This is a genomic window from Hymenobacter sp. (assembly GCF_035709525.1).
Lineage (GTDB): Bacteria > Bacteroidota > Bacteroidia > Cytophagales > Hymenobacteraceae > Hymenobacter.
The window spans coordinates 1-2,079 of record NZ_DASTEP010000182.1; the positions used below are offsets into that span (position 1 = coordinate 1).

Consider the following 2,079-nt stretch of genomic DNA (forward strand, 5'->3'; position numbering starts at 1 on the left):
GCGGTAGAGATGCTTCGGCAAGCTCAGCATGACGGACGCGCTAGTTTAACTCCCTCCTATTTCCGTTCCTCCCCACCCTCCCCTCATGGAACCCCAATCCCGCATTCAGCAGCTCACCCAGCGCCTGCATCACCTTAATACCCAGTACTATCAGCACGATATTTCGGAGGTATCGGACCAGGAGTTCGATGCCCTGCTGGCCGAGCTCAACCAGCTCGAAAAAGCCTACCCCGACCTGGCCCTGCCCAACTCGCCCACCCAGCGCGTGGGCGGCACCATCACCAAGCAGTTTGCCACCGCCGCGCACCGCTACCCCATGCTGAGCCTGGGCAATACGTACTCGGAAGACGACCTGCGCGAGTTTGACGAGCGCGTGCAGAAGGGCCTCGAAGGTGCACCGTACAGCTATGTGTGCGAGCAGAAATTCGATGGCGTGGCCATGAGTCTGCACTACGAAAACGGTGACTTACAGCAAGGAGTAACGCGCGGCGACGGCACCCGCGGCGACGTGGTCACGGCCAACGTCCGCACCATCCGCACGCTGCCGCTGCATTTGCACGGCGATTTTCCGGCCGATGTCGAGGTGCGCGGCGAGGTCTTCATGCCCAATCAGGTGTTCAGCGACCTCAACCAGGAGCGCGAGCAAAACGGCGAGGCCCTGCTCGCCAACCCCCGCAACGCCGCCAGCGGCGCGCTCAAATTGCAGGATTCGGCGGCCGTGGCGGCGCGGCGGCTGCGCTTCTACGCCTACTCGGTGCTCACGCCGGGCCGGCACTTTGCCAGCCACAGCGAGAGCCTGGAGGCCGCCACCGCCTGGGGCCTGCCCGTATCGCCCACCTGGCAGCGCTGCGCCAATATCGAGGAGGTACTGGCCTACATTCACGAGTGGGCGCAGAAGCGCTTCGAGCTGCCGGTGAATACTGATGGCATTGTGATTAAGGTAGATAACCTGCGCCAGCAAGACCAGCTGGGCCTCACGGCCAAAAGCCCGCGCTGGGCCATCGCCTATAAGTTTCCGGCGGCGGCGGCCCGCACCCGCCTGCGCGAAATCATCTACAACGTGGGCCGCACCGGGGCCGTGACGCCCGTGGCCCTGCTCGACCCCACGCCCCTGGCTGGCACCATCGTGAAGCGCGCCAGCGTGCACAACGCCAACCAGATAGCCCTGCTCGACCTGCGTATTGGCGACATGGTATTCGTGGAAAAAGGCGGCGAGATTATCCCCAAAATCACCGGCGTGGACTTCGCCGAACGGCCCGCAGAAGCCGAGCCCGTGCGCTTCCCCACCGAGTGCCCCGCCTGCGGCACGCCGCTGGTGCGCCCCGAAGGCGAGGCGCACTACCGCTGCCCCAACGAGCGCGGCTGCCCGCCCCAACTCAAGGCCCGGCTCGAACACTACGTATCGCGCAAGGCGCTGAACATCGACGGCTTAGGGGCCGAAACCGTGGGCCGTTTCTTCGACCTGGGGTTGGTAGCCACGGCCGCCGACATCTACGACCTGCCCCAGCGCCGGGCCGAGCTCATCGTACTCGACCGCCTAGGCGAGAAGTCCATCGACAACCTCATCGCGGGCATCGAGAAAAGTAAAACCGTGCCCTTCGAGCGGGTGCTGTTCGGCCTGGGTATCCGGTACGTGGGCGAGGGCGGCGCGCAGCGCCTAACCCAGCACTACCGCACGATGGCCGCCATCATGGCCGCTCCCGCCGCCGAGCTGGCCGCCGTGCCCGACGTGGGCGGCGTCACGGCCGATGCCGTGGCCATCTGGTGCCAGCAGCCCGAAAACCAGGCCCAGGTGCAGCGTCTCGCGGCGGCCGGCGTGCAAATGGAAGTAAGCGGCGAGCCGCCGAAAGCCGTGAGCGACCGCCTGGCGGGCCTCACCTTCGTGCTTTCGGGCGTGTTTGAGAACTACAGCCGCGAGCAACTGCAAACCCTGATTCAGCAGCACGGCGGCAAAATCACGGGCTCCATCTCCAAGAAGCTGAGCTACTTGGTGGCCGGCGACAATATGGGGCCGGCCAAGCGGGAGAAGGCTACCACGCTCAAAGTGCCAATTATTTCGGAGAATGAGCTGCTGGCGCT

The 2,079-nt window shown here is 65.1% G+C and carries 1 protein-coding gene; it reads left to right on the forward strand.

Annotated elements, in window-relative coordinates:
* Positions 1 to 85: 85 nt before the first annotated feature.
* On the forward strand, positions 86 to 2,079 hold a 1,994-nt coding region (ligA, locus tag VFO93_RS16355; protein WP_325135444.1), incomplete at its 3' end, for an NAD-dependent DNA ligase LigA.